The sequence below is a fragment of the Pseudacidovorax intermedius genome (assembly GCF_003350475.1).
Taxonomy (GTDB): domain Bacteria; phylum Pseudomonadota; class Gammaproteobacteria; order Burkholderiales; family Burkholderiaceae_C; genus Xenophilus; species Xenophilus intermedius.
In genome coordinates, this window is the sequence record NZ_QQAV01000020.1 from 1 (window position 1) to 26,931 (window position 26,931).

At 66.0% G+C, this 26,931-nt stretch carries 28 protein-coding genes; 15 read left to right on the forward strand and 13 right to left on the reverse strand.

Translation table 11 applies throughout. From position 1 onward, the window contains the following. The 6 genes from DFR41_RS26840 to DFR41_RS26865 all read right to left on the reverse strand — a co-directional run. The coding region (locus DFR41_RS26840; RefSeq protein ID WP_147284450.1) for an acyl-CoA dehydrogenase N-terminal domain-containing protein at positions 1–116 on the reverse strand (116 nt) is incomplete at its 3' end. A gap of 106 nt (positions 117–222) precedes the next feature. Beyond that, on the reverse strand, positions 223–774 hold the full coding sequence (locus DFR41_RS26845) for a MarR family winged helix-turn-helix transcriptional regulator (RefSeq protein ID WP_017758551.1): 552 nt from the start codon (positions 772–774) through the stop codon (positions 223–225). An 89-nt stretch (positions 775–863) separates the two neighbouring features. Then, positions 864–1,670 carry an alpha/beta fold hydrolase gene (locus DFR41_RS26850; protein WP_114804985.1) on the reverse strand — a complete coding sequence of 269 codons (807 nt, stop codon included), beginning with the start codon at positions 1,668–1,670 and terminating at the stop codon, positions 864–866. Positions 1,671–1,788: 118 nt separating this feature from the next. Then, positions 1,789–3,006 (reverse strand): xanthine dehydrogenase family Fe-S subunit, encoded by a 1,218-nt coding sequence (locus tag DFR41_RS26855; RefSeq protein WP_114804986.1) that lies wholly within the window; start codon positions 3,004–3,006, stop codon positions 1,789–1,791. Positions 3,007–3,012: 6 nt separating this feature from the next. Next, entirely contained in the window at positions 3,013–3,864 is an 852-nt protein-coding gene (locus DFR41_RS26860) for an FAD binding domain-containing protein (protein WP_017758646.1), read from the reverse strand. Continuing rightward, positions 3,861–6,242, reverse strand: a complete 2,382-nt coding sequence (locus tag DFR41_RS26865; RefSeq protein ID WP_114804987.1) for a xanthine dehydrogenase family protein molybdopterin-binding subunit — start codon at positions 6,240–6,242, stop codon at positions 3,861–3,863. Before DFR41_RS26865 ends, DFR41_RS26860 begins: the two co-directional genes overlap by 4 nt. A 425-nt stretch (positions 6,243–6,667) precedes the next feature. Here DFR41_RS26865 and DFR41_RS26870 point away from each other — a divergent pair, with 425 nt between their 5' ends. The 13 genes from DFR41_RS26870 to DFR41_RS26930 all read left to right on the forward strand — a co-directional run bounded on the left by DFR41_RS26870 (position 6,668) and on the right by DFR41_RS26930 (position 18,384). Beyond that, positions 6,668–6,985: a non-heme iron oxygenase ferredoxin subunit gene (locus tag DFR41_RS26870; protein WP_017758648.1), complete on the forward strand. Its 318-nt coding sequence runs from the start codon at positions 6,668–6,670 to the stop codon at positions 6,983–6,985. Continuing rightward, positions 6,982–8,253, forward strand: a complete 1,272-nt coding sequence (locus DFR41_RS26875) for an NAD(P)/FAD-dependent oxidoreductase (RefSeq protein ID WP_114804988.1) — start codon at positions 6,982–6,984, stop codon at positions 8,251–8,253. Before DFR41_RS26870 ends, DFR41_RS26875 begins: the two co-directional genes overlap by 4 nt. Before the next feature lie 9 nt (positions 8,254–8,262). After that, positions 8,263–9,573 (forward strand): aromatic ring-hydroxylating oxygenase subunit alpha, encoded by a 1,311-nt coding sequence (locus tag DFR41_RS26880; protein ID WP_114804989.1) that lies wholly within the window; start codon positions 8,263–8,265, stop codon positions 9,571–9,573. Then, on the forward strand, positions 9,570–10,085 hold the full coding sequence (locus DFR41_RS26885) for an aromatic-ring-hydroxylating dioxygenase subunit beta (protein WP_114804990.1): 516 nt from the start codon (positions 9,570–9,572) through the stop codon (positions 10,083–10,085). The genes DFR41_RS26880 and DFR41_RS26885 overlap by 4 nt, the downstream gene beginning before the upstream one ends. 17 nt (positions 10,086–10,102) lie before the next feature. Continuing rightward, a complete protein-coding gene (locus DFR41_RS26890) occupies positions 10,103–11,098 on the forward strand; it encodes an amidohydrolase family protein (protein WP_114804991.1) in 996 nt (331 codons plus the stop codon). 23 nt (positions 11,099–11,121) lie between these two features. Further along, positions 11,122–12,165, forward strand: a complete 1,044-nt coding sequence (locus DFR41_RS26895; RefSeq protein WP_114804992.1) for a 2,5-dihydroxypyridine 5,6-dioxygenase NicX family protein — start codon at positions 11,122–11,124, stop codon at positions 12,163–12,165. Then, positions 12,162–12,800 carry an isochorismatase family protein gene (locus tag DFR41_RS26900; RefSeq protein WP_114804993.1) on the forward strand — a complete coding sequence of 213 codons (639 nt, stop codon included), beginning with the start codon at positions 12,162–12,164 and terminating at the stop codon, positions 12,798–12,800. Before DFR41_RS26895 ends, DFR41_RS26900 begins: the two co-directional genes overlap by 4 nt. An 87-nt stretch (positions 12,801–12,887) precedes the next feature. Next, the gene (locus DFR41_RS26905; RefSeq protein ID WP_114804994.1) at positions 12,888–14,066 is read left to right on the forward strand and encodes an ABC transporter substrate-binding protein; all 1,179 of its coding nucleotides are present in this window, start codon (positions 12,888–12,890) and stop codon (positions 14,064–14,066) included. Between the two features lie 15 nt (positions 14,067–14,081). Continuing rightward, on the forward strand, positions 14,082–14,951 hold the full coding sequence (locus DFR41_RS26910) for a branched-chain amino acid ABC transporter permease (RefSeq protein ID WP_017758656.1): 870 nt from the start codon (positions 14,082–14,084) through the stop codon (positions 14,949–14,951). After that, positions 14,948–15,961, forward strand: a complete 1,014-nt coding sequence (locus DFR41_RS26915; protein ID WP_114804995.1) for a branched-chain amino acid ABC transporter permease — start codon at positions 14,948–14,950, stop codon at positions 15,959–15,961. The genes DFR41_RS26910 and DFR41_RS26915 overlap by 4 nt, the downstream gene beginning before the upstream one ends. After that, the gene (locus DFR41_RS26920) at positions 15,958–16,713 is read left to right on the forward strand and encodes an ABC transporter ATP-binding protein (protein WP_017758658.1); all 756 of its coding nucleotides are present in this window, start codon (positions 15,958–15,960) and stop codon (positions 16,711–16,713) included. Before DFR41_RS26915 ends, DFR41_RS26920 begins: the two co-directional genes overlap by 4 nt. Continuing rightward, positions 16,706–17,428 (forward strand): ABC transporter ATP-binding protein, encoded by a 723-nt coding sequence (locus DFR41_RS26925; RefSeq protein ID WP_114804996.1) that lies wholly within the window; start codon positions 16,706–16,708, stop codon positions 17,426–17,428. The genes DFR41_RS26920 and DFR41_RS26925 overlap by 8 nt, the downstream gene beginning before the upstream one ends. Positions 17,429–17,511: 83 nt before the next feature. Beyond that, a complete protein-coding gene (locus tag DFR41_RS26930) occupies positions 17,512–18,384 on the forward strand; it encodes a LysR substrate-binding domain-containing protein (protein ID WP_043117966.1) in 873 nt (290 codons plus the stop codon). Positions 18,385–18,400: 16 nt separating this feature from the next. On the opposite strand, the gene DFR41_RS26935 is transcribed toward DFR41_RS26930, so the two are convergent. From DFR41_RS26935 to DFR41_RS26965, 7 genes are all read right to left on the reverse strand, one after another. Continuing rightward, positions 18,401–19,384 carry a Bug family tripartite tricarboxylate transporter substrate binding protein gene (locus tag DFR41_RS26935; protein WP_114804997.1) on the reverse strand — a complete coding sequence of 328 codons (984 nt, stop codon included), beginning with the start codon at positions 19,382–19,384 and terminating at the stop codon, positions 18,401–18,403. 111 nt (positions 19,385–19,495) lie between these two features. Continuing rightward, positions 19,496–20,272, reverse strand: coding sequence for an enoyl-CoA hydratase/isomerase family protein (locus DFR41_RS26940; protein WP_114804998.1), 777 nt, complete (start codon positions 20,270–20,272; stop codon positions 19,496–19,498). Between the two features lie 12 nt (positions 20,273–20,284). Continuing rightward, a complete protein-coding gene (locus DFR41_RS26945; protein ID WP_244917894.1) occupies positions 20,285–21,451 on the reverse strand; it encodes a CaiB/BaiF CoA transferase family protein in 1,167 nt (388 codons plus the stop codon). 25 nt (positions 21,452–21,476) lie between these two features. Continuing rightward, complete coding sequence (locus DFR41_RS26950) at positions 21,477–22,445, reverse strand: Bug family tripartite tricarboxylate transporter substrate binding protein (RefSeq protein ID WP_114805000.1); 969 nt, start codon at positions 22,443–22,445, stop codon at positions 21,477–21,479. A 26-nt stretch (positions 22,446–22,471) separates the two neighbouring features. Further along, on the reverse strand, positions 22,472–23,251 hold the full coding sequence (locus tag DFR41_RS26955) for an SDR family NAD(P)-dependent oxidoreductase (protein WP_114805001.1): 780 nt from the start codon (positions 23,249–23,251) through the stop codon (positions 22,472–22,474). Between the two features lie 11 nt (positions 23,252–23,262). Further along, complete coding sequence (locus tag DFR41_RS26960; RefSeq protein ID WP_017758666.1) at positions 23,263–24,399, reverse strand: thiolase family protein; 1,137 nt, start codon at positions 24,397–24,399, stop codon at positions 23,263–23,265. 6 nt (positions 24,400–24,405) lie between these two features. Further along, on the reverse strand, positions 24,406–24,762 hold the full coding sequence (locus tag DFR41_RS26965) for a Zn-ribbon domain-containing OB-fold protein (RefSeq protein ID WP_114805002.1): 357 nt from the start codon (positions 24,760–24,762) through the stop codon (positions 24,406–24,408). Between the two features lie 185 nt (positions 24,763–24,947). On the opposite strand from DFR41_RS26965, the gene DFR41_RS26970 reads away from it, so the two are divergent. Both DFR41_RS26970 and DFR41_RS26975 read left to right on the forward strand, forming a co-directional pair. Continuing rightward, a complete protein-coding gene (locus DFR41_RS26970; RefSeq protein WP_114805003.1) occupies positions 24,948–26,141 on the forward strand; it encodes a 2-methylaconitate cis-trans isomerase PrpF family protein in 1,194 nt (397 codons plus the stop codon). After that, positions 26,138–26,917, forward strand: a complete 780-nt coding sequence (locus DFR41_RS26975; RefSeq protein WP_114805004.1) for an SDR family oxidoreductase — start codon at positions 26,138–26,140, stop codon at positions 26,915–26,917. Before DFR41_RS26970 ends, DFR41_RS26975 begins: the two co-directional genes overlap by 4 nt. Positions 26,918–26,931: the final 14 nt, after the last annotated feature.

The following is a 26,931-nucleotide window of genomic DNA, read 5'->3' on the forward strand; positions in this document are numbered from 1 at the left end:
GCGGCGGCGGTGTCCAGGCCGGCGTCGCCAAAACCCGGCATCTGGGCGATCTCGTCGATGCGCGCCAGATGCTCGATGTCGAACAGCATGTCCTTCAGGGGGGCCGTGTAGCTCATATCAGCGAATTGGTTGGTATGCCTGCGCCGCAGGCGTGAACGCGACTGGCACGATGCCGTATGCACCGCGCCGCCAGTGACAGTGCTGGAGGGTGGAGCCCCTCGGCTATTCCGGGTGCTCCTGCTGCTCCAGTTGCCGCTCCATCTTCTCGTGCGCATCGACAAGCCGCGCCAGGAGCTTCATGAAGACTTCCCGGTCCTCGGGAGGCAGCGGCTCGATCAGCAGTTCCTGCGATCGATGAATGCTCTCCTGCAGGTCGTTGATGAGCTTCAAGCCCTCCGCGGTGATGACAGACAGCCTGGAGCGGCGGTCCTCGGGGTTCACGCGCGTCTCGACCAGCCCCTTGTCCGCCAGGCGCTTGAGCACCTCGGCCGTCGTCGTACGGTCCAGGGAGAGCTCCCGACCGATGGCCTTCTGGTCCAGCCAAGGGTTCATGGACAGCGCCGTGAGCATGCCCACCTGGAGAGGCGTGATGCTCTCGGACTTGCACAGATCGAAAAACAGTGCCTGGCCGATCTGGGTGAGTCGGCGAATCAGGAACCCAGGGCGACGCCACATCACCTCGCGCAACGGATTGAAGGGCTGGGCACCCTGCCGCTTCACCGGCGCTGCCGACCCACCCTTCTTCTCTTTGGCCACGGAGGAACGCTTCGTCATGTCGAGATCGCCAGTACTTTCTCCATCGAGTGTATCGACTGCCTCATTGCCCAAAGCACGATGCAACTGTCCCAACGCTGCGGCCGACGCTAGAGGAATTCAACCTCAAGATGCGCTCCCAGCAAGCGGTAGAACGAATCTTCGTCGTCCCAGGGGATCATGTGCCCGGCGCCGTGCACCACGCACTGCGTCAAGCCCGGCGCCAGCGCCTTGATCTCTGCCAGGTCGTCCGGGAGCACTGTGCCGCCCTTCCCTGCAGCCATCAGTAGTCCGGGCGTCTTGAGGCTCGCCAGATCGCTATGGATGTCGTCGTCGTGGAAACCGGCATGCGCCTGGGCAATCGCCTCCTCGCTGCACGTGTGCAGCCATTCGGCCCGCAACTGCAGCTGTTCGTCGGTCCAGGTGGGCGCGTAGCGGCGCAGTTCCTCGGCCGAGATCCCCTGTGCAGCCAGCCGGATGGAATCCACGTACCACGACAGCGGCACCGGATAGGGACGGCGGCCCGGGCCGGAGACAGGGGGATCGATCAGCAGCAGCCGATCGATGCGCCGAGCGTCTCGCGTGGCAGCGCGGATCGCGACGCGGGCACCCATGGAGTGCCCGAGCAGCGTCACGGGAGCCCAACCCTGCAGCGCCATCAGCTCGACCACATCGCTTGCCATGGCGTCGAGACTCGCGTCCATGCCGGGCCCGCTAAACGACAAGCCCCGCCCACGGAAGTCCAGGACGTGGACGTCGAAGTGGCGGGCCAGCCGCTCGGCAACGAAGCCCCAGGTGATCGCGGGACTGGTGATGCCTGGGAGCAGCAGCATGCAGGGGCCCTGCCCGCCGTAGCGCAGCAGGTGCAGGCGAACCCCGTTGGCACGGACTTGGTACCCATAAAGAAAGTGGCTCAATGCAACTCCTCGGTCGTCCGCTCAGCAGCCGCGGTCAGCCAGGGGCGCGTCGGAGCTTGCGTGGACACGCGCTGGCGCCGTCTTCTCTGGTGCATGGCGACACATGACGGGGGAACTCTCATGAACGCGGCTTCGCTCCGAGCCAGCCGCGAATCCGGTTCCACAGCACGCTCCACATCATCCCGGCCACGGACACCGTGGGGGGCGCTCCATCGATCGGCCCCGCCTGCCCGCTCAGCCGGCGCGAGATCTGCTGGCCGAAGTCGGCCACCATGCGGCGCACGAAATCCTTCACGAGGCCCGAGCGCGAGAACTGCGCGAGCGGGCCCTGCAGCGCGTAGATCATGTCCACGTGGACCCGGGTGCTGTCGGCGGACAGCGCTTCGAGCCGATAGGTGATGTCGCCCTGGGTGCGCGATTTGCTCAGGCTGTCCTGACCTGCGCCCCTGAGGACGGCGCGCCGGGCGGCATCGTCGCGCTCCAGCCGCGCCGCGCCTGCGAAAGCGGCCGACATCGGGCCGAACTTGATGGCGATGGTGCCCTTGACCTTTTCTCCCTCGTGCGAGTCGATGGTCGCGCCGGGCAGACAGGACGCCACCGCGGGCAGGTCACCCATGAACGCCCATACCCGGTCGATGGGATGAGGCACATCGAAGTGGACTTCGATCGCATTGCCCTTTGCCTTGGCTTTGGCCATGGCCACCGGATCGACTTCCGCCATGTCGGCGATGCCGGCCGCATCAGACGCGGCAGCATTGGCGGGCGATGGCGCCGGTGGTTCGGCCGGCAAGGTGGCATCTGGACGCGTCACCGCGGCCGTCCGCGGCGCGCTCAGTCTCTGGCGCAGCCTTTCGAACTGCGCGTCGGGCGCGTCGCGCTGCTGCTGCAGCACGTCGAGGATGGCATCGACGATGCCCTGGTATCCCGTGCAACGGCACAGATTCCCGGAAAGCTCCAGACGCACACGGGCTTCGTCGGCATCGGGAAGTCGAAGCACGATGTCTCGCGATGTGGCCAGCATCCCGGGCGTGCAGAAGCCGCACTGCAGCGCATGGTGCCGCGTGAACGCCTGGCGCAGCAGTCGCATCGCTGCATCGTCGTCGTAACCCTCGATGGTGGTGACTTCCCGGCCCTCGCATGCCACCGCAAAGGTGATGCAGGAGCGCGTGGGCTGGCCATCGACAAGCACGGTACAGGCGCCGCACACGCCGTGTTCGCAGCCGAGGTGGGTGCCGGTGAGGCGGAGTTCGTCGCGCAGGAAGTCGGCAAGATGCGTCCGGGGCTCGCTCGCCCGGGTGACGCTGCGACCGTTGACGTGAATGCTGATGGGGTCCAAGTGCTTCTACTCCGCGTGTTGGGTACCGGTCAGGACGCCGGACTGCTCGAGTGCGCGCTCCACGCAGGCGGTGAAGAGCTTGTGATCGATCGCGTCGCGGCCGGGCAGCCCCGCACGCACCGCCGCCCCGAGCGACTTCCGATCGGAAGCACTGGCGCCCTTGCGCTCGATCTCGGCTGCAAGGGCATGCAGAAGGATGGGAGGACCATCCGCGGCCCCCAAGACAATCCGTGCACGCTGGGCCGAAGCGTCAAAGTAGACCGCCGCGCTCGCTTCCGCGAACTCGCCTGGTTTGCGGCAGACCTTGTGGTAGCCCCAGTGCGTTGCAGAGGTCGGCGCCGGCACCGCGACGGACACGATCAGTTCATCGGACTCGAGCACCGTCGTGTAGGCACCGAGCATGAACGAATCGACGTCGATCGTGCGTTCGCCGCGCGGCGATCTGACCACCACCCGTGCGCCGAGTGCGGCAAGCACCACCACCCAGTCCGCCGCAGGATCGGCATGGGCCAGGCTGCCACCCACGGTGCCTCGGGTACGTATCGCGCGATAGGCGATACCGGACGCCACCTGACGCATGGGGTGCTCCGCCAGCGGAGGATGTATGCCGTCCTCGATCTCCGCGTGGGTGACGGCGGCGCCGATTTCGATCCAGCCGGCCGTGCGGCTGACGGTGCGCAGGCTGGCAATCTGCGCCACGTCGACCACCTGCGCCGGCCGCGCCAGCCGCAGGTTGAGCATCGGGCCGAGGGACTGGCTGCCGCCCATGGCCTTGGCGGTGCCCGCGCCCGCCGCCAGTGCCGAAATCGCGTCGTCGATGGAGAGAACGCGCGTGTATCCGAACTTCGGTGCCTTCATCGCATGTGCTCCTGCCCGCGCTTCGCGGTCTCGAGAGCGGTGAGCAGGCGACGCGGCGTCAGCGGCGTCATCAGCACCTCGGCGGCACCGGTGCCGCGCAGGGCGTCGTTCACCGCGTTGAAGATCACCGCAGGCGGTGCAATCGCCCCTCCCTCCCCCACGCCTTTGGCGCCGAACTCGGTGTGCGGCGAAGGGGTCTCGAAATGGTCGATGCGGATGCGTGGCACCTCGGTGGCGCCAGGAAGGATGTAGTCCGCCAGCGTGGACGCCAGAGGCTGGCCCTGTTCGTCGTACGGACTCTCCTCGTACATCGCAGTCCCGATGCCCTGCGCAATGCCGCCGATGGTCTGACCCTCGACGATCATCGGATTGACCATGGTCCCGCAGTCCTCGACGACCACGTAGTCGAGGATCTCGACCTCGCCCGTCTCGGTGTCGACGGCCACCACCACGGCATGTGTGGCATACGTGAAAGTGCCGGTGTCGACGGCGGGCTTGTAGGCGCGTGACACCTCCAGCCCCCCCAGATGGACGTTGGCGGGCAGGTCCTGCGGCGTGAGATACCAGGCGCCACCGACGTCCGACAGCGGAATCGACTTGTCGCCCGACACTGCGCGTCCTTCGACCAATGCAACGGTCTGCGCCTCTACGCCCATGAGATAGCCGGCGATCGACTGGATGCGCGGCAGCAGTTCCTTGCACGCGACCGAGATCGCACCGCCGGACATGACGGTGGCGCGCGAGGCGTAGGTACCCGAGGAAAACGGCGTGAGTGCGGTGTCGCCATGCACCACCCGGATTCTTGCGACCGGAATGCCCAGAACGTCATTGGCAATCTGCGCGAAGCTGGTTTCCATGCCCTGGCCATGCGAGTGCACGCCCACGCGAACCTCAAGACCGCCGTCCGCCGTCATCCTCACGACCGCCTGATCGAAGCCGGGCACCACGGGCAGGCCCCAGTTGGCGAACACCGTCGTGCCATGGGCCGATTGCTCGGTGTATGTGGCGGTGCCAAACCCGATGAGGCGCCCGTCCGGCTCACCGCGCGCCTGCCGCTCTCGGACGGCCTTCAGTCCGATCATCTCCACGGCGCGGCGCAGGCTCGCCGGAAAGTCGCCGCTGTCGAAGTGCTTGTTGGCCACGTTGACGTAGGGCATGGCCGAGGCCGGCACCAGGTTCTCCAGCCGGACCTCCCAGGGCTCGCGGCCCACCTCCCGGGCCACCGCGTCCATGAGGAGCTCGATCGCGAAGCACACGCCCGTGCGCGCCACGCCACGGTAGGCCATGAACCCGGGCTTGTTGGTCGCGACGCACACGGTTTCACACCGGTAGCCGCGGAAGCTGTACGGACCGGGCAGGTTTCCGATCGCCTGGCCAGGCTCGAGTCCGACGAAGAAGGGATAGTAGGAATAGGCTCCCCCATCGATGGTGATGACCGCATCGAGGGCCAGCAGCTTGCCGGTGCGGTCCGCATAGGCCGTGAGCTGGTAGTGATGCTGCCGCGTATTGGCACCGACGATCAGGTGCTCGCGCCGATCCTCGAGGTAGCGGAACGGCGTGCGGTAGGTCTTGGCCAGCCAGGCGACGCAGAGGTCTTCGGGATAGAGCTGCCCCTTGTAGCCGAAAGCACCGCCGACGTCGGGGGACACGACGCGCACCGCTTCCTCGTTCATGCCAAGGTGCTGAGCGATGCCGACGCGAAGCAGATGCGGGACCTGGGTGGCACTGACGACGACCAGCTGATCGGTCTGGAAATCCCAGTAGGCCAGGACCGACTTGCCTTCAAGCGGAACGATGCACTGGCGCGACAACTCGACCGTGCGGCTGACCTTCACTTCGGCCTGGGCGGCCAGCGCGTCGAAGTCGCGGTCTGCACGCAGCGTAAGGAAGACGTTGTCTTTCCATTCGGGATGCATGAACTCGCCGGTGGCCGCGAGGGCCGCCTCAGCGCTGTAGTACACGGGCAATTCGTCGTACGAGACGTCCACCTCCTCCAGCAGGTCTTCAGCGATGGCACGCGTCGGAGCAACGGCCATGGCGACGGCCTCCCCCACGTGACGGACCTTGCCCGAGGCCAACGGAGGCAATGCCGAGTACTGGTAGGTGGGCACCGAAGACGGCGAGCCGATGTCGGCGGCGTCCAACATCATGTCCCGCACGAACACCTTCCCCGCGAGAGCGGGGGGAATGTCGACACCCGTGACCACCGCATGCGCCAGCGGGCTGCGCAGGAACGCGACCTCCTGAAGGCCCGGCAGCACGAAGTCGCCCACGAAGTTGCCCTTGCCCACCAGGTGGCGCGCATCCTCCTTTCGAGGGACCCGGGCGCCAATGCCCTCGTGCTTCAAGAGCCTCGCCGGAATGTCTGCTCGGTCCATGCAATTCCTTTTCCTTGAGTTGTTTGCGGGTGCCGGACTCCATCGAGTCCGCCCATCTCCGGCAATGCCCGGGTGATCGACGTGCGGAGCAAGCCTCTTCGCCGCACTCGTGCCGGGCCCTGCTGCCAACGCCCCTCCGGGCAACACCATCAATATATGACAGTTCACTGATAAAAAGTATAGGGCGGATGGCAGAACGAGGGAAGCTTGCCAAAGTCGATGCAAACCCTAAGAGCATTGCCTCCTGAATCTGGTGCATCAGAGTACTTTTAATGCCCATCAATGGGGTACCTTCAGGCCGCGATGGCCCACTCTGGTGCAGCCACGTTGCAGTGCAAACCCGCACTTGAAAACATCCTCAACTCTCACTAATATGACAGTTCACTGACTACTTTTGAGAGATCCGGAGATCACCGGATGGAGCCATGAACTGGATCAAAGTCGCTTCGGCGCAAGAGCTGCAAAACGATGAAGCGAAGACCGTCAATGTCGCAGGCCACGGCGTCGCGCTCTTTCGCATCGACGACGAGTTCTTCGCAACGGACAGCATGTGCACGCATGCCACCGCGCTGCTGGCGGATGGCTATGTCGAGGACGGTTGTGTCGAGTGCCCGCTGCACCAGGGCCGTTTCGACATTCGCACCGGCAAGGCGATGTGCGCGCCGGTCACCGTGGACCTGCGCACCCATGCCGTAAAGCAGGACGGCGATGACATCTACGTGATGTCGCCTGACCAGCCATGACCGCGCCCGGCGTCGTCATCGTGGGTGCCGGACAGGCTGCGGCCGTGGCTGCCCACGCACTGCGTGGACACGGCTATCGCGGACGCATCACGATGCTCGGGCGGGAGCGCCACAAGCCGTACGAGCGTCCTCCACTGTCCAAGGCCGTGCTGGTGGCACCCGAGGAGCCGGGCCTTGACGTCATTGCGCAGGATGCGTGGGAACGGGTCGACATCGATCTGCGAAGCAGCAACGAGGCGGTCGCGCTCGATCTCTCGGCCCGAGAAGTTCGCCTTGCCGACGGCCAGGTGCTCCCTTACGAGATATGCCTGATCGCCACAGGCGGCGAAGCACGCACACTGGCGTCAGCACCCCCGGGCCGATCGCACGTGCATTACGTGCGCACCATCGATGACGCGCGAAGGTTGCGCGCCGCCCTTCAGGGCAAGCCGCGGATCGCGATCCTGGGTGGCGGCTTTCTCGGCCTCGAGATCGCCAGTTCCGCGATGGCGGCGGGTTCGGCCGTGACGGTGATCGAACGCGCCACATCCCTGCTTGATCGATTCCTTCCGCCGGAAGCGTCGGCCTGGCTCGAATCCGGTCTGCAGCAGGCTGGCGCGCGGCTCATGCTCGGCGCCGCGCTCGAACGCATCGACATCCTGCCGGAGGATCGCATGCGCCTGTCGACCGATGTCGGCGAACTGGAGGCCGACGAGATCGTCGTGGCCATCGGACTCACGCCCAATGACGCACTGGCGCGCGATGCCGGCCTGGAGGTCGCCGCCGGCGGTGGCGTACTCGTCGACGCGCATTGCCGCACCAGCAACGAACACGTGTTCGCGTGTGGCGACTGCACCAGCCAGCAACGGCCCGGGTACGAGACGCCGACGCGCCTGGAATCCTGGCAGAACGCCAACGAGCAGGCACGCACCGCCGCTGCCGCCATGGTCGGTGCGACCGCACCCGCACCGGCAGTGCCGTGGTTCTGGACCGACCAGGGCCGGCACAACATCCAGATGCTGGGTCTGCCAGCCCCCGGTCTCGAATACGTGCGCCGAGGCGATCCAGCCACCGGCAAGGTGCTGTGGATCGGCCACCGCGGCGGCGTTCCGTTGCACGGCGTGGCGATCGACGCCGGCGCCGATCTCCGCGCCATCCGGCCCCTCTTCGAACAGGGGAAGCCGGTCCTGCTCGACGAATTCCAGCAGGACGCCACCGATCTGCGTGCATGGGCCAAGCAGATGCGCGGCGGCGTGCGTTCCACCGTTCAACCACCCCTCAAAGCCTAAGGAGCATTCATGTATCAATCGCAGGCGGTCATCGGCATCACCAATGCCCGGAAGAACCCGCCCCTGGAGCAGTGCGTCTGGCCCGCGGACGCACTCAACAACATTCCGGACTGGGTCTACACCAGCCAAGCCATCTACGACCAGGAGATCGAGCGCATCTTCCGGGGCGACACCTGGAACTTCGTCGCGCTGGAAGCCGAGATCCCGAATCCCGGCGACTACAAGCGAGGCTATGTGGGCGCCACGGCGGTGGTGATCGTTCGCGCGGAAGACAACACGATCGCCGTCTTCGAGAACCGCTGCGCCCACCGCGGCGCCGAGTTTTGCCGCGCCAGCCACGGCAACACGAAGGAGTTCGTCTGCCCTTACCACCAGTGGTCGTACGACCTCAAGGGCAATCTGCAGGGCGTCCCGTTCAAGCGCGGAATCAACAAGGTCGGCGGCATGCCACCGGACTTCAAGAATGACGAGCACGGCACCCGGCAACTGAGCGTGGCCACGCGCAACGGCGTGGTGTTCGCCACCTACTCCGACAAGACGCCGCCGCTGGAGGAGTACATGACCAAGGAGATCGTCGAGGAGTTCGACGTTCCGTTCTCGGGCAGGAAGCTCAAGATCCTGGGGTATTGCCGCAACGAGCTTCCGTGCAACTGGAAGATGTACCACGAGAACCTCAAGGATCCGTACCACGCTACGCTGCTGCATTCGTTCCTCGTGGTGTTTGGCCTTCTGGTGCCTGGCATCAAGTCGATCGTCTTCGCCGACAAGGAGCATGGCCGTCACGGCTACATGGCTTCGTCCAAGCCCGACCAGGTCTATGCCACGGTCGCCGCCGACGACAAGGCGGAAATGCGGTCGTTCAGCGACAAGCTCCGGCTGCGCGACGAGCGCTTCCTGGACTATGTGCGCGAGTTCGACTCGCCGTGGTCCGCCAACATGATGACCATGTGGCCGAACCTGATCGTGCAGCGCCAGATGAACACGATGGGTGTGCGCCAGATCATTCCGAACGGCCCGAACAGCATGGTGATGCAGTGGACCATGTTCGGCTACGAGGACGACTCGCCCGAGATGACACGGCACCGCCTCCGGCAGGGCAACCTGATGGGACCCTCCGGATTCCTGGGTCTCGAAGACAACGAGGCATTGAAGTTCGTCCAGGAGGGCATCCGCAATTCGTCCACCGACAACAACGTCGTCAAGCTCGATGCGGGCCACCAGGGAACGGCGCGCAACCTGATCTCGGAGTCGTGCATCCGCTCGCTCTACCAGTACTACCGGGGCGTCATGGGCATCCCCGTCGCGGAGGTGGCAGCATGAAAGAGCGGCTCGCCTACACCAGATCCACGATCCTGCCTCGCCGTGCAGCCGATCTGCGCGCAGAGATCGACTCCTTCCACGTCGAGTACTGCGCCGCCCTCGACGCCAACGACATCGAGCGCTGGCCCGAGTTCTTCAGCAAGGACGCGAGCTACCGGATCACCTCGCGCCAGAACGCGCTGCTGGGCATGCCCGTGGGCCTCATCTACTGCGAGGGCCTGGACATGATCACCGACCGCGCCCTCGCCGTGGCGCACTCGCAGATGTTCGCCCCCCGGCACATCCTGCATGTGCTGGGAATCACGCGTGTGCTGGAGGAAACGGGCGACACGATCAGCTCGCAGACGCCCTTCATCCTGATGCAGACCCTGGTCGAGGGGCCTTCGACCGTGCATCTCGCGGGCATCTATCACGACCGCTTCGTCCGCGACGGTGAGCGGCTGCTCATCGCGAGCCGCGAGGTCGTGCACGACACAGAAATTCTGGACACGGCCCTGGCTTATCCGGCCTGAATGCATCGAGGACCCCAATGAATTCAACTCCCAAGATCGCGCTCGAAGAGCACTTCAGCGCGCCCGGATTCGACGCCTATTCCGCGAAGTACACGCGAGCGTTGCCGGCCGACTTCGTCGCCCGGCTCGACGCCAGGCTGAGCGACTTCGACGACCAGCGCCTGGCCGAGATGGACGCCGGGAACATCGAGTACGCCGTGCTGTCGCAAACGATGCCTGGCGTCCAGGCCGAGGTCGATGGCGCCGCCGCCGTGCGGCGCGCACGCGAGAACAACGAGTTCCTCGCCGAGCGCGTGGCACGCCATCCGAAACGCTTCGGCGCTTTCGCGCATGTCGCGCTCCAGGACCCGGCGGCCGCAGCCCACGAGCTGGAGCGCACCGTCGTCGAGTACGGCTTCAAAGGGGCGCTGATCAACGGCCATACCCTGGGCCGCTACTACGAAGGCAGCGAGTACGACGTGTTCTGGGAGCGTGCGGAAGCACTCGGCGTGCCCATCTATCTGCACCCCAACGCGTTCAGCCAGCCGCCGGCTCTGTTGGAGGGCATGCCGGTGCTCCAGGGCGCGACCTGGGGCTGGGGCGTAGAGACGGCAGGGCACGCACTGCGCCTGCTGTTCGGCGGCGTGCTCGACCGCTTCCCGCGACTCACCTTGCTGCTGGGCCACATGGGCGAGGCACTGCCGTACCAACGCTGGCGCATCGACAGCCGCTTCGCCGCGTACCCCTCGGGCATCAAGCTGGCGCGCAAGCCCAGCGCGTACATCGGCAGCAACATCCTGATCACGACATCCGGCGTGTGCTCCGCGCCGGCACTGCTGGGCGCCATCGGCGAGCTCGGCGCCCAGGCCGTGCTCTTCTCCGTGGACTATCCCTACGAGTCCACGGCCGAGGCCTGCACCTTCATCGAGCAGGCACCGCTCGACGCGCGCACCCGCGAGCTGGTGTGCCATGGCAATGCCCGCCGACTCTTCAAGCTGGGCAGCCCGCAGGACCTCGCACTCCTGCAGATCTGAAACTTTCAAACCAAGGACGAAAAATGCCAGTCAGCGATTACCAGATGGTCAAGGCCTGGGACGCGGTTCTGAAGCTCAGCAAGGTGGAGCGCGGCCAGAAGGTCACGATCCTCTGCGGTCCCCACACCCATCCGCAGACGCTGCAGACCGCAACGATCGCAGCGCAGGCCGCGGGCGCGGTCGTCACCCGGATCGATCTGCAGCCCATCAACGCGGAGAAGGCCACCAGCCGCGACCTGATGAACTATTTGGGGGAGACGCCCCTCACCAACAACCCGGTCGCGCTCGCGGCGATGAAGAACAGCGACATCGTCCTGGACCTGATGCTGCTGCTGTTCTCGCCCGAGCAGATGGAGATTCTCGAGTCGGGGACGAAGATCCTCCTGGCTGTCGAGCCACCGGAGGTGCTGGTCCGGGCAGTGCCCACCGAGGCCGATCGCGAACGCGTACTCGCCGCATCGAGGCTGCTCAAGTCCGCCAAGCGCATGCATGTGACCTCGCCGGCCGGCACGGACGTGACCTTCAAGCTCGGCGAGTTCCCGACCATTTCCGAGTACGGCTTCTGCGAGGAGCCGGGGCGGTGGGACCATTGGCCCAGCGGCTTCCTCTTCACCTTCGCCAATGAAGGCGGCAGCGACGGCACCATCGTGATCGACCGCGGCGACATCCTCCTGCCGCAGAAGAACTATGTCTCGGACAAGATCACCATGCACCTGCGCGAAGGCTTCGTGCGCAGCATCGAAGGTGACGTCGATGCCGCCCTGCTTCGCGAGTTCATGGAGGCCTACAACGACCCCGAGGCCTATGCCATCGCGCACATCGGCTGGGGAATGCAGCCGCGCTGCTACTGGCATACGTTGTCGCTGGTGGACCGCGAAGCCACATCGGGGCAGGACGCGCGTGCGTTCGAGGGCAACTTCCTGTTCTCGCTGGGCCCCAACAACGAGGCTGGAGGGCCTCGCACCACGCCTTGCCACCTCGACATCCCCTTGCGCAACTGCACGGTGAAGCTCGACGACGTCGTCGTGGTTCGTGACGGCAAGGTCATCGACGAGGCCTTCCGATGAGCGCCGATCCGGACGTCTACCAGAAGCAGGGCTTCGGCCACGCCGTCGCACCGAAGGCGCCGTACGCCCTGCTGATCATCGACTTCGTCACCGGATTCGCGGATCCTCTCACGTTCGGCGGCGGCAACATCGCGCCGGCCATCGAATGCACGCGCGGCCTGCTGGACGCGGCACGCGAGCGCGGATGGCCCATCGTCCACACGCGGGTCGTGTACCAGGACGACAGTGCCGACGCCAACATCTTCGCGCTCAAGGTACCGCCCATCCTGGCCCTGCGCGAGGACGCGCCGCAGAGCCAGATCGTGCCGCAACTGCAGCCGGCCAGTGGCGAGCTCGTGCTGCGCAAGATCCACCCCTCGGCCTTCTTCGGTTCTTCGCTGGCGTCCTGGTTGTCTCAGCGCGGCGTGCAGACCCTGTTGATCGCGGGATGCACCACCAGCGGGTGCGTCCGGGCCAGCGTGGTGGATGCCATGTGTCACGGCTTTCGCCCCCTGGTCGTGACGGACTGCGTGGGAGACCGGTCGCTGCAGGCGCACGAGGCCAACCTGTTCGACATGGAGCAGAAATACGCGACCTTGATGCCGCGCGATGCCGCCCTGCACGCCACCGAAGCAGCGCACGGCGTGCCTGCCTGAAGCCCGCTGCTTCCCGCCCTCCCCCTTCCCCATCTCGTCGAAACCCGGGCGCACGCCCCCCAGAAACCCCGCTACCTGGAGAAGAATATGACCCAAAAACTCATTGCCGCGATCGCGGTCTCACTGGCGTCAATCGCGCTGCACAGCCGCGCCGACGTCATCAAGGTGGGTGTGATCGCGCCCATGTCCGGACCCTTCTCCGCGGTGGGGCAGACCTGGGAAGGAGCGACCAAGGCCTACCAGAAGCTCAACGGCACGACAGCGGGCGGACACACGATCGAGCTCATCTACCGCGACCTGCCGGAGATCAATCCGGCGCAGGCCAAGGCGTTGGCGCAAGAGCTCATCATCAAGGATGGCGCCCAGTACATCGCCGGCCTGTATTTCACGCCGGACACCCTGGCAGTCGCTGCCCTCGCGCAGGAGGCGAAGGTGCCCGTCGTGATCTTCAATGCCTCGACCTCTTCGCTTCTTGAGAGGTCTGCGTACCTGCTGCGCACCTCGTACACGCTGCCGCAGATGGCGGTGCCCGTGGCCAAGTACGCGCTCGAGAAGAACGTCAAGACCGTCGTGTCTCTCGTGAGCGACTTCGGGCCCGGCCTCGACGCGGAGAAGGCGTTCAACACCGAGTTCATCGCCGGCGGCGGCAAGCTGCTCGAAGCCATCCGTGCGCCGCTGAAGACCACGGACTTCGGCCCCCTGATGCAACGCGTGAAGGCGCTCAAGCCCGATGCGCTCTACGTCTTCGGTCCCGGCGGGCCGGCGACCTACGCGATGATCAAGGCCTACAACGAGGCGGGATTGCGGGCCGCGGGTGTGCGCTTCCTGGGCACGGCCGAGACGGACGAGGACCATCTGCGCGCGATCGGCCCCGAGCTGCTGGGGATCGAGACCGGCATGTTCTATTCGGCAACGCACAACTCGCCGTTGAACCATGCCGCCGTCAAGGCCCTGGCCGAGGTGGCCCCCAAGGCCATTCCGACCGTCCAGCTCGCGAATGCGTTCGACGGCCTGCATGTGATCTATCACATGGTCAAGGCGACGGACGGCAAGCGCGACGGGCCCAAGGCCCTCGCCGCTGCCAAAGGCTTTTCCTGGGAGAGCCCGCGCGGCCCCGTGAAGATCGACCCGGTATCCCGCGAGTTCGTGCAGAACGTCTACATGCGGGTGGTCGAGAAGGATTCCGCCGGGCGCTTCGTCAACCGCGAGTTCCGCACCTTCGAGATGCAACCCGACTATGGGCGCATCCAGGGCGCAGCCAAGTAGCGCAGAGACCGCAGCATGTCGTTTGCGCTTCTCAGCAGCATCCTGATCGACGGCGTCACGTACGCCATGATCCTGTTCATGATCACGGTCGGCCTGTCGATGACGATGGGTCTGATGCGTGTGGTGAACCTGGCCCATGGCGCTTTTGCGATGCTCGGCGGATTTCTCGCGGCGAGCATTCCGCAGCGCCTGGGCGTGCCCATCGGGCTGGGCTTCGTGCTGGCGATCGCCCTGGTGGCCGTCCTGGCCGTCCTCTTCGAGCGCACTCTGCTGCGCCATTTCTACCGGCGCGACGATCTCGACCAGATGCTGGTGACGATCGGACTAATGTTCGTCGCGACCGCGGCGGTCAACCTGATGTTCGGATCGTCCGTGACCTCCGTCGCGCTGCCCGAGGCATTTGGCGGCTCGGTGGACCTTGGCTTTCGCGCCATTCCCCGGCACCGGCTCATCGTCGTGGCCTGCGGACTGGCGGTGGTCGTCGTCCTGTGGCTGACCGTCGACCGGTCGTCCTTCGGCATCCGGGTGCGCGCCGCCGTGGACAACGCGCCCATCGCCCGGGCCATCGGCATCGACACGACGAAGATCTACGCAGCCACCTTCGCCATCGGCGCCGCGCTCGCGGCGCTGGGGGGCATTGCCGGCGCCGAGATGCTGCCGATGGAGCCGACCTACGCCTCCAAGTACCTCGTGATCCTCCTGGCCGTCGTTGCCGTGGGAGGAAACGGAAATCTCTTTGGCTCGTTCTTCGCAGCATTGCTGCTTGGCATCGTGGAGACCTCGATGAAGTACATGGTTCCGCAGCTCGCATCGGCTGCGTTCTTCTTGACGATGATCATAGTCCTGCTGCTCCGGCCTCAGGGGCTGTTCGGGAGGCAGGCATGAGTACGGTGATCCCGCCGATGACGCTGGCTGCGCCACCTCGCACTCGCCCGTGGAAGCAGCTGCGTGCCGAGATCGTCCTGACGCTGGTGGGGCTTCTGGCCTTCATGCTGTTCCCGACGGACCTCGGGTTGCTGACCAACATGGCGACGATGTCGATCTTCGCGCTTTCACTGAGCCTCGTGCTGGGACAGGCAGGCATCGCGACGCTCGGACAGGCCGCGCTGTACGGCACAGGAGCCTATGTCGCGGGCTGGACCGCGCTGTACCTGACGGCCGATCCGATCATCGGGCTGCTGCTCGGCGCACTGGGCGGCGGCTTGATCGCGCTGCTCAGCGGCGCGGTGATGCTGCGCTCGACCAAGCTCACGCTGGTCATGCTGACCATCGCCGTGGCGCAGTTGCTGCTCGAACTCGCCAACTGGGCCAGATGGCTCACCGGCGGCGACGACGGACTTGCCGGATTCGAAGTCGCTCCGCTGTTCGGCATCTGGGAATTCAACTTCATGGGTCACACCGGCTACTTCTATGCGCTGGGTGCGCTGGTGCTGGTGTACTTCCTCGTGCGCAACCTGGTCGAGTCCCCCTTCGGCCTGACGGCCAGGGCGATACGGCAGGACCCGGGCCGCGTCCAGGCGCTGGGAGGCCGTGTCTACCTGCACCTTCTGGCCGTCTACACCGTCGGCGGCGTCGTGGCGGGCCTGGCGGGCGCGCTGACCGCACAAACCAGCAAAGTGGCCAATCTCTTCATGCTGGACTTCACGACGTCCGCCGGTGTCGTGGTCATGATCGTCCTGGGTGGCACACGCCGCCTTGCCGGTGCGGTGCTCGGCACGGTCGCATACATGACCATCCACCACATCGCATCGACGTTGAATCCGTACCACTGGCTCTTCGTGATCGGCTCGATGCTGATCTTCGTGCTCGTCGTCCTGCCCGAAGGCCTGGTGGGACTTCCGGACCGCGCCGTGGCAGTTGCCAAGCGTCTGCACCGCAGCGGAGGCACCCGATGACGCCCCGGCTGCACACCCACAACCTGTGCCATGCCTTCGGGGGCCTGGCTGTCACGCAGAACGTCACACTTTCGCTGCCGCAGGGCGCTCGAACGGCGCTGATCGGCCCGAACGGCGCGGGCAAGACCACGCTGGTCAACCTGCTCAGCGGCGCGATCCGGCCGCGGTCAGGCGACATCCAGCTCGACGGCCGCTCGATCGTGCAGCTGCCGCAGTACGCACGCGTGCGCAACGGCATCGTTCGCACGTTCCAGATCAGCCGCCTGTTCAAGGAGCTGACCGTCGAGGACAACGTCAAGGTCGCTGTGCTGCAGCGGCTGCGTGCCTCCATGCAGTGGTGGCCCTCCCCGCGGCGCTCGGCGCGCGTACAAGAAGAGGTCCACGAGACCCTCGCCATGCTGGGCCTGCAGCCCTATGCGGACCGGGTGGTGGGGCGGCTGGCGCTCGGCGAGCAGCGGCTTGCCGAGATCGCGCTTGCGCTCGCCATGAAACCCGAAGTACTGCTTCTGGACGAGCCCGGCGCGGGCGTTCCGCAGGGAGAAGGCGGCCGCATCATGAGCGCCATCGAGCGCCTTCCGAAGGACCTGTCGGTCCTGCTCATCGAGCATGACATGGACCTGGTGTTCCGCTTCGCGACGCACATCATCGTCCTGGTGGCCGGCGCAGTGATGGTGGAGGGGACGCCGCAGGAAGTCGCGGCCAACGAACAAGTCAAGCAGATCTACTTCGGACGAGACGGTCACCATGCCTAGCACCCCCATCGAACTTCGGTTCGACGACGTCACCACCGGCTACGCCGGTGTGCCCGTGGTCGAGCATCTGAGCTTCCGCGTGCGCGAAGGCGAGCGCCTGGGGCTGATCGGGCGCAACGGCGCCGGCAAGACGACGACGCTGGCGACCGCGATGGGCCTGGCCGATCTGATGAAGGGGCGCGTTCATTTCGGCGGCCACGACATCAGCGGCGCCAGCACATTCGCTCGGGCCCGGGCCGGCCTGGGCTACGTACCGCAGAGCCGCGACATCTTCCCTTCGCTCACGGTGGAAGAGAACCTGCTGTCGGGCCTGCAGGGGCGCTCGGCCGCCACGGCCCTTCCCGAGGTCTATGCGTTGTTCCCACGGCTGAAGGAGCGGCGGCGCAACGGTGGCACCCAACTGTCGGGCGGCGAGCAGCAGATGCTCTCCGTGGCGCGGGCGCTCGTCGGGCAGCCGCGCATCCTGCTGCTCGACGAGCCGCTCGAGGGCCTGGCCCCGATGGTGCGCGAGGAACTGATGGACGCGATCGTGCGGATGAGCGACCAGCTCGGAGTCGGCTGCGTCCTCGTGGAACAGCACGTCGACGTCGTGCTCGACTTTTCCACCGACGTCATCGTGCTGGAACGCGGCCTTGCCGCCTATTCCGGCCCTGCAGTCGCGCTTCGTCAGGAAGAGGAACTGCTGAACCGCACCATCGGTATCCAGAAATGCTGAGGTCGATCCGCACCCTTCGGCCGCGGCAACGGGTCAGGGCCCTTCTCTGCAGCGGCGGCTGATCCGTACAGCTGCGGTCGGCCATGCAGAACCTTCGCGCTTTTCTGAGTCCGCTGCGCGCTTTCGATGCGGTTTACCGGACCAAGGGCGTGTCTCGGGCGGCCCAGCTGCTTCACGTCACCCCCGGGGCCGTGAGTCAGCAGATCAAGCAGCTCGAGGCCGGGCTGGGCGTGCAGCTGCTCCAGAAGTCCGGCCGCGTGATCGAGTTCACGGCAGTGGGCGAGCGGCTTGCCCACCGCGTCTGCGACGCCTTCGACCGCCTCCAGGACGCGCTTGGCGATCTGGCCGACGACCAGAGGCAGAAGAAGCTGCGCCTCAAGGTGACGCCCAGCCTGGCCATCCGCTGGCTTGTTCCTCGGCTGCATGGTTTTTATGCAAAGCACCCCGACATCGCCTTGGAAATTGCAACGATCGCCATCGCCGATGACGTGCGGCTCGAAGGCGCCGATTGCGCCATACGCCATGGCATGGGCGAATGGGCCGACGTCGAGCTGGACCATCTCTTCGACGACGAGTTCGTCCCGGTCTGCGCACCGGGCCAGGCCGGGCAGCTGCAGGCGCCTCGCGACCTGCTGCAGGCCAACCTGCTGCACTCCATGATGCGACCACAGGCGTGGCCGCTCTGGTTCGGTTCTGCCGGCCTTGCGGATCCCGCTCGCCCGCGCGGCATCACGCTGGCGAACGCCGCGCTGTGCTATCAGGCTGCTGCGGACGGGCTGGGTGTCGCAATGGCGCAGCGCGCCTATGTCGCAGACGACCTGCGCACGGGTCGACTGGTCGTTGCCGTCGATCACTCGGCGCGGACGGAACTCGGCTACTACCTTGTCTGCGACCCGATCAAGGCCGCCACGGCGCCAGTGCAGCTCTTCAGAGACTGGATCCGGACGGTCCGCTAGGCGCGCTGCGGCGCCGCTAGTCGGCCTTGAAGTCCGAGGCCCTGACGACAGGCTCCCAGAATGCCCGCATCTCGCCGAACCTTGCACGGGCATCGGCGGGCGAGCTTCCGGTGTTCACGAAACCGAGCGTCCGGATCTTCTTCGCAAACTGATCGGCTGCGGCCGCCCTTCGCACGGCATCACTCCATTCGGCGATGACGGGTGCCGGCGTGCCAGGCGCCAGGCAGATGGCCAGCACGCCGACCGTGGTGAGCTCCTTGCGACCCAGCTCAGAGAAGGTCGGCACGTCCGGCAGGAGCGCGGAGCGCTGGGCCGAGGTGACGGCGAGCACGCGCAATTTGCCGGCCTCGTGGTGCTGCGCGAAGTCCCCGACCGTGGACGTGCCCGCGGCAATATTGGCGCCGGCCAGGTTCACGATCATCGGGGCTGCGCCTTGGAAAGGGACGTCCTGCAGCGGCGTACCGATGATCTTGCCGATCTGCAGCCCCAGGAAATGCGTAGGACCGCCAGACGCCGCATGACCGAAGTTGGCACCTTCGGGATGTGCGCGCACCCATTGTGCATATTCGCCGAAGGTCTTCACGGGCGATGAGGAAGGAACGGCCAGCGCCATCGCAAACTCGACCACCGTCGATACCGGCAGGATGTCCCGCTGCGGGTCGTAGTTGAGCTTGTTGAAGACGAAGGGATAGATCGACGCAAGGAAGTCGGGACACAGCATGGCGACGCTGCCGTCCGTGGGGGCGGCGCGCATCGCATCGATGGCGATTTTTCCTCCGGCGCCCGGCTTGTTCTCCACCACCACTGCACGGTGGAGCGAGTCATCCAGCTGATCTGCAAGCGCACGCGTCACCACGTCGAGAGTGCCGCCGGCAGAAAAGCCCACCAGTATCCTGGCCGGTGGCCGACCGGCTTGCTGAGCGACGACCGGCGGTGCGCCGAGGAAGGCCGCGATGGCGAGTGCGAGGCTACAGCGCAAGAAAGCCGGGGGTGTCTTCACGGGGTGCTCCAGGAGGAAGGTCGGATCGGCTGTCCGAATGCAGGCCGATTCAGGTGGCGCGGACAAGCGGTGACGTCTTCGTCGGCCCCTGCCGTACTTCAGTCGAAGAACTCAGCGGCCCCGGAACACCGGAGCGCGCTTCTCGGCGAAGGCGCGGCGTCCCTCAAGCCGGTCCTCGCTGTCTCGCAGCAGCCCGAAAGCCTGGCGTTCCAGCGCCAGCCCGCCGGCAAGAGGCAGCTCTCGCCCATTGATCGCGAGCCGCTTGGCGGCCGTCATTGCCAGCGGGGCATTGGCCGCCATCGCGCGTGCGATCCGGATGGCCGTGTCCTGCAACGCAGGAAGCGGCACCACCTTGCTGACCAGGCCGATCCGCAGTGCCTCGGCGGCATCGATGCGCTCACCCGTCAGCAGCATCCACATGGCATCGGACTGACCCACCGCGCGGATCAGGCGCTGTGTGCCGCCAGCCCCCGGGATGCTGCCGACACGCACCTCCGGCAGGCCGAACTGGGCGTTGTCCGAGCAGATGCGGATATCCGCCAGCAGGGCCAGTTCGAGTCCGCCGCCGAGGGCATAGCCGTTGATCGCCGCCACGACGGGCTTGTCGGTATGCAGCGTGCCGAAGTTGAAGTGCCGGCTGCCGCCGCGAAAGACTTCGCGGGCGACGCCATCCGCTGACGGCATCGTCTTCTTGAGGTCCGCACCCGTGCAGAAGGCACGCTCACCCGCACCGGTGAGCACGAGCACGCGGACGTCCTCGTTGTTGGAGACTTCATCCCAGATGCTGAGCAGCTGCTCGTTGGATTCCGGGTCGATGGCGTTCATGGCCTCGGGCCGGTTCAGGGTGACGATGGCGACGCCATCCTGGACTGTGTAGATGATGGGCATGGGTATCGTTGTTCAGGTGAGTGAAGGGCTGGCGGGGGCCACCGGATCGATGGCGATGGCTGACATGCCCAGCTCGGCGAGCACCTCGCGCGTGTGCTCGCCCAGCGTGGGTGCGGCGCGGCGCGCAGCCGGCCGCTCGCCCACCGCGCCGAGCACGCTGCGCGGCAACGTCAACGCGCCGGCGACGGGATGCTGCACGCGCTCCGCGAGTTCCGCCTCGGCAAAGGCGTGGGACTGCGACACCTCGGCATAGTCGTTGATGGGGCCGCAGATGATGTCCACCGCGGCAAACTTCTCGAGCCAGTAGGCGCGTGGATGCGGGACCATGTGCATCTGCAGCAAGTCCAGCAGCGCCTGGCGGTGCTGCAACCGGCTCTTGTTCTCGGCGAAGCGCGGATCGCAGGCGAGTTCCGGAGCACCGATGACGGTACACAGGGCCTGCCACCGGGCAGGGTGATAGGCCGCCACCATGATCCACCCGTCGGCGCAGCGCAGCGCCTCGTTGGGCGTCGAATACGGGGCCGCGTTGCCTTGCGGCCCGGGCACAACGCCGTCCGCGAAGTAGGACGCGAAGCTCACGTGCTGCAGCGCGATGGCGCTGGCGAACATGCTGGCCTCGACGTGCTGACCCTTGCCGGTGCGCAGGCGGTCTTGAAGAGCGGCCAGCACCGAGATGGCTGCAAGCGATCCGGTGACCAGGTCGACGACCGGCACCGGCACCTTGCACGGCTCGCCATTTGGCGCGCCGGTGACGCTCATCAGACCGCTCACGGCCTGCAGCACGCCATCCACACCGGGCAAGTCCTTGCTGGCACCCTGCTGGCCGTAGGCCGAAACCGAGCAGTAGATGAGCCGCGGGTTGTCCGCGGACACCGTGGCGTAGTCCAGCCCGAAGCGCGCCATCACGCCGGGACGGAAACTCTCGACCAGCACATCGGCCTGCGCGATCAGTTTCTGCGCGGCCTTCCGGTGCGACGGCTGCTTCAGGTCCAGCACGATGCCGCGCTTGTTGCGATTCAGCGCCAGGAACGGGACGCCCTCCCCGTTGACCCATGGTGAAAGGGCGCGGGAGAGATCGCCGCTGGGCGCCTCGACCTTCACCACATCGGCGCCGAGGTCGGCCAGACACAAGGTGCAGGTCGGACCGGCCATGACCTGGGTGAAGTCGATGACCCTCAAGCCCTGGAGAGCGTTTGCCAGCATCCTAGGAACCCATCTGGATGTTGTTGGCGCGGATGACCGGCTCCCATTTGGCCCGTTCCGATCGCAACATGCGGCGGTACACGTCCCGGGTCACCGCCATGGGCTCCAGCCCCGCCGCGGTGAGCGCTGCGCGGACGTCGTGGTCCTGGACGGCCTTGGTGATGCCGGCATGCAGGCGTTCCACGACAGGCTGTGGCACCCCGCTCGCCACACAGATGTCGTACCAGTAACTCGCGTCATACCCGGCGAGGCCGCCTTCGGCCAGCGTCGGTATGTCGGGCGCCAGCCCGGAGCGTTGCGAGCTTCCCACGCCGAGAACCTTCAACTGACCGCTTCGGGCAAACTGAATTGCCGTCGACAGTCCGACGATGGCCAACGGCAGGTGCCCACCGACGACATCCTGAACGGCGGGCGCAGTGCCGCGATAGCCCACGTGCGTCATCTGCAGACCGGCCATCGAGGCGAACAGCACCCCGGCAAGATGATGTGGCGTTGCGGGACCGGGCGTGCCGAAACTCAATCCAGGGTGCTGCTTCACATAGGCGATGAGCTCGGCCACGTTTCCAGCGGGCACCTTGTTGCTCGCGACCAGAACAATCGGCACGCTCGCCAGCGGTGCGACCTGCACCAGTTCTGTCGCAGCATCGAATGGCAGTTTGCTGTTGAGAAGGTTCAGCAGCGATGTAACGCCGGAGCCTGTCGTCAACACGTATCCATCAGGCTTGCTGCGCAGGAGCTCGATGTAAGCCAGTGCAGCCCCGCCCCCAGGCTTGTTTTCAACGATGATCGGCTGACCCAACTGCTCGCTGAGCTTCTTCATCACCACGCGCGCCGCCAGATCGGTGCCTCCACCGGCGGTATAGGGAACGAGCAATCGGAGTTGCCGGGCCGGATACTCCTGCGCAAACGCCGAGGCCACCGATGCCGGCCCCAGCGCAGCGAGAGACTGGATAAGTTTTCTGCGATTCATTCCGGCCCCGCCGATGTCGTTGGGCTTCAGACGGAAGGACTGCTCAGACTGCGGCCGCCACAGACGTACAGCAGCTGGCCCGTGATGTAGCTCGACCCGGGCTCCGCAAAGAAGCGCACCGCGCGGGCGATGTCCTGCGGCTGGCCGATGCGGTCCATCGGCACGGTCTTGTGCAGGCTCTGCCGCACGTCCTCGGTGAGCGTGGCGAACAGCGGCGTCTCCACGATGCCAGGCGCCACAGCGTTGACGGTGATGCCCTTGCGCGCATATTCGAGCGCCAGCGAGCGTGTCAGGCTCACCACGGCGCCCTTGGAGGCCGAGTAGGCCGCCTGGCCGCGGTTGCCCAGCCATGCGCGAGAACCGATGTTGATGATGCGTCCAAAGCGGTTCTGCGCCATCTGCGGAAGGACCGCCTTCGCACAGATGAACTGCGAGGTCAGGTTGATCTCGATCACGCGGCTCCAGAACGCAAGATCCATCTTGGAGACCAGCTTGTCGCCGCCGATGCCGGCGTTGTTGACCAGGACGTCGATGCGTTCATGCGACGCCAGCAGCCGCGCCACCGCCGCCTCCACCTGGTCCACGGAACTGACGTCGACCTTGAAGGTGCTCACGTCCGCCCCTTCGCTCGACAACGTGCGCCTGGCCTCCTCCAGCGCGGCATCGTCGAAGTCCCACAGTGCGAGGCGGCACCCCGCCTGTGCCAGCTCGCGCGCAATGCCGAGGCCGATGCCCTTGGCGCCACCGGTCACGACGGCGACGAGGCCGTGCAGCGAGGTGGGCGTGATGATGTCTGTCGGGTTCATGGAGAGGGCCATCACAGCGAAAGAATGTTGATCGAGCAGGCGGCGTGGTCGACGCCCCAGATACCGCCGCCGGTGACCTGCGTGAGGCCGATGCGTGCGTCCTGCACTTGGCGCGCGCCGGCACGGCCTTGCAGTTGTTCGCAGACTTCCACCACCTGTGCGACACCGGTCGCGCCCGGCGGGTGCCCCTTGGCGATCAGTCCGCCGCTGGGGTTGACCGGCACGCGGCCGCCCAGAGTGGTTGCGCCGCTCCTCAGCAGGCTTGCCGCTTCGCCGCGCTTGCAGAGGCCAAGCGCCTCGTAGTACAGCAGCTCGGAAATGGTGAACGCGTCGTGCACTTCCAGCAGGCTGAGGTCCTCAGGCCCGATGCCGGCCTGCTCGTAGGCCAGCCTGGCGGCACGCGCGGTGATCTCGGCCTCGGTCATGTCGACCGGTGTGGTCTCGAACAAGCCGGACTGCACCACGGACGCCAGAACACGCACCGGCTTGGCGACGCCCCTGGAGGGTTTGGTCGTGAGCACGAGGGCAGCGGCGCCGTCCACCACGGCGGGGCAGCACTGCAGCAGCGTGAGCGGCTCAGCCACGGGACGCGACGCCAGAACCTCGTCGCGGCTCGCGAGCTTGGCAAACTTGGCGATGGGATTCAGGACGCCATGCTTGCGGTTCTTGACCGAGATGTCCGCCAGCGTCGTCAGGTCGAGGCCGTGGTCGTGCATGTAGCGCCGGGCCCGCATGGCGTACAGGGCGGGCATGATCATGCCGCGTCGGTTGTTCCAGTCCTTCTGGCTGAGTTGCAGCGGGCCGCCGCCCAGGCTGCTCAGATGGTCCATGCCGAACACTACGACGGTGTCGTACTGGCCGACCTTGAGCGCCTGCAGTGCGAGATTCAGCGCGGTGGCTCCGCTGGAGCAGGCGTTGTCCACGTTGTAGACCGCGCCGCCGCTGGCGTGCAGTTCGCGCAAGGCGCGCTGCCCGGGCAGCATCGCGCCGAGCGCGTTGCCGCAGTAGAACGCCTGAACCTCGGACAGCGGTGTGCCGGCATCGGCCAGCGCATCGAGGATGGCCGCCTGGGCCATGGCCTCTTCGGTCAGCTCGGGAAAGCGACCGAAGTCAGTGATGCCAACGCCGGTGATCAGTGGTTGCTTCATGGGGCATCACTCCTGGAATGCATAGTCGGGCGTGCCGTCCGGCAACGCGAAGGGCACCACCCGAAGGCGGGCGCCGATGGCAGGCGGCTCGGCGTCATACAGCAGCCGACCAAACGCACGCACACCCGGTTCGAAGTCGACCATGGCCAGGCCATAGGGCTGCTTCTCCTTGCCGGGATGCACGATCGTGAAGCTGTAGAGAGAACCGATGGGTCCGAGCTCGACGACTTCGACCGGTTGGTCGTCATGGGTGAATTCGATCGGCGGAAACTGGGCTGGCTGCCCGGCTACTCGGGTGGCGACAAGCACCATGCCGCCGGGGGCTTGACGGAAGGGGGATTCCGTTCGCTTGATGATCTTCAAAGGTGTCTCCTGTTCGTCTGGAGTTCGTCAGCGAGGAAAAGTATCGAGATCCGAATGTCTGCAGTCATTGGACTTTTGCTGGGCACTCTTTAGTGGTGCTAAAGCATCCGGAGCATTTAGCGGACCTAAAAAGAGGCCAGCAAAACTCAAAGGACAGGCACCTTCTGGCGCCGCATACTGGATCGATGAAAGAACAAGTTCGCGTCCCTGTCACCCTGATGCGTGGTGGCACCAGCAAGGCCGTTTTTCTGTCTCAGCATGACGTGCCCAGCGATCCGCAAGAGCGTCTTCGCTTTCTTCTGGCTCTGTTCGGAAGTCCGGACGTCCGTCAGATCGATGGGCTCGGAGGCGCTGACATCCTGACGAGCAAATGCGCCATCATTGGACCGCCGTCACGCCCGGACGCGGACATCGACTACACCTTCGTGCAGGTGGGCATCGATCAACCCACCCTCAGCTTCGAGATCGTCTGCGGCAACATCTCATCGGCCACCGGGGTCTATGCATTGCAGGAAAAGCTGATTCCCGTGCATGAACCCGTCACCACCGTGCGGGTGCACAACACGAACACCGGAAAGATCCTGCGCATGGCCGTGCAGTGCGCCGACGGCGAGCCGCGCGTGGAAGGCGACAGCGAGGTGGACGGCGTGCCCGGCACCGGCGCGGAAGTGGCGCTGGACTATTCGGACACGAGCGGCTCCACCACCGGCAAGCTTCTGCCTACAGGGCAGGCCCGCGATTGGGTCCCCATATCGAAGCTTGGGCGCGAAATTCCGGTGTCCGTGGTCGATGTCGGTACCGCCTGCGTTTTCATTCGAGCGGCGGATCTGGGCATCACCGGCACAGAGTTGCCGGGCCAGCTCAGCGCAGACATCTATGAGATGGCCGAGGAGGTCAGGCGCTGGGCCGTGGAACGCTGCGACCTTCCTTCGTCAGGGTTCTTGACGCCCTACCAGATTCTCATCAGCGAAGCACAGGACTACCGGACCATCGCTGGCGACCGCGTCGTGCACTCGTCGGAGGTCGATTTCATTGCCCGCATGGTGCTCAACGGTGGCGCGATGCACAAGGCGTTCCCCGGCGGCGGCTCGGTCTGCCTTTCGGTGGCGGCGCAGATTGCGGGGACGATTCCCGCCGAAGCGCGAGGCACGCACGCCGGACCGGCGCGCATCCGGATCGGGCATCCGAGCGGCGTGCTCAAGATCTATGCGAACGTCGAACATGTGGGCGGCGAGGAATGGGCGGTTCGGGAGGTCCATTTCACACGCACGGCCCGACGGCTGTTCGACGGCACGGCCTATGTGCGGCGATCGCGCCTCGGGATGGACGCACGGGACGACAACGCCGTGCAGGCCGTCGCTGTGGGGTCGACGTCATGAACGGCGGGGATCTTTTCTCGCTGCAGGGGCGCACGGCACTCATCACCGGCGGTTCGCGAGGCATCGGACGCATGATCGCCGAGGGCTTTCTCGCTCATGGCGCCCGCGTCTATATCACTGCGCGAAAGGCACAGGCCTGCAATCTGGCAGCGCAGGAGCTCGCCAGCGCAGGCCGCTGCGTTTCGTTGCCCCACGACGTGTCCACCGTCGCAGGCTGCCGAGCCGTGGCCGACGCCTACGGGCGGCATGAGTCGACGCTCGACATCCTGGTCAACAACGCGGGCGCGGCCTGGGGAGAGGATTTCGACGCCTTTCCCGAAGGCGGCTGGGACAAGGTGGTCGATCTGAACCTCAAGACGCCCTTCTTCCTGACCAAGGCGCTGGCCCAACCGATGCGCGCCGCAGCCCAGGCGCGTGTCGGGAAGATCATCAACATCGCTTCCACCGACGGCATCGGGCTCAATCCCCAGGAAAACTATTCCTACGTCGCCAGCAAGGCAGGGCTGATTCACCTGACACGGCGGATGGCGATGCGCCTGGCACAGGACAACATTGCGGTCGCCGCCATTGCGCCAGGCGCGTTTCCGTCCGAGATGAACCGCAATGCCCGCGACCACGGAGAAGCGCTGTCGGAGCACATTCCCGCAAGACGCATCGGCACACCCGACGACATTGCGGGCGCCGCCATCTTCCTGGCCTCGCGCGCCGGCGACTACGTGATGGGCGCCACCCTCGTGGTGGACGGCGGCGTGACCCACGCGCGCCCCTACCGCTGAATTCCGGAGGCGGA